Here is a 401-nt window from a genome sequence, read left to right as displayed (position 1 = left end):
GATGACGACGTCCGCCGAGGACTCTTTCGCTTCGGCGATGAGCCGCTCGATCTCGTTCATCGACGCCTCGCCGCGGAAGATCGCCTTGACCGGCTCGATGCCGTCCGCCTTCAACGAGTCGTGGAGCTTCTGGCCAGCGATCCCCCACACCACCTCATCCGAAATGATGAAAGCGGTGGAGCCGAAGGGGGCCAGGTACTGGGCCGCCCTGTCGAGCAAGTCGCGCCCCTGCACGTACCGGCCCGGGCTGGTGAACATCTGATCTTTGGGGCCCATGGGGACCACCGTCCTCTCGGTCGACAACGAACGTCTGATATCCGTGGCCCATCCTTCACCCATTCCGCGAAAATTTCACCCCATTCGGAGATAATTCTCGCCCCCGCATGGCGACGACCACCGAA

General features: G+C 62.6%; 1 protein-coding gene. It reads right to left on the bottom strand.

Going from position 1 to position 401, the window contains the following annotated elements:
* Positions 1–276, bottom strand: a 276-nt coding sequence (locus D7X55_RS42195; protein ID WP_121725804.1) for an iron-containing alcohol dehydrogenase, incomplete at its 3' end; no start/stop codon positions are given.
* Positions 277–401 lie beyond the last annotated feature (125 nt).

It is taken from the genome of Corallococcus sp. AB049A, assembly GCF_003668885.1.
GTDB classification, from domain to species: Bacteria; Myxococcota; Myxococcia; order Myxococcales; family Myxococcaceae; genus Corallococcus; species Corallococcus interemptor.
Note: the sequence above shows the minus strand (reverse complement) of the source record. Positions and strands in the feature narration are given on the sequence as shown.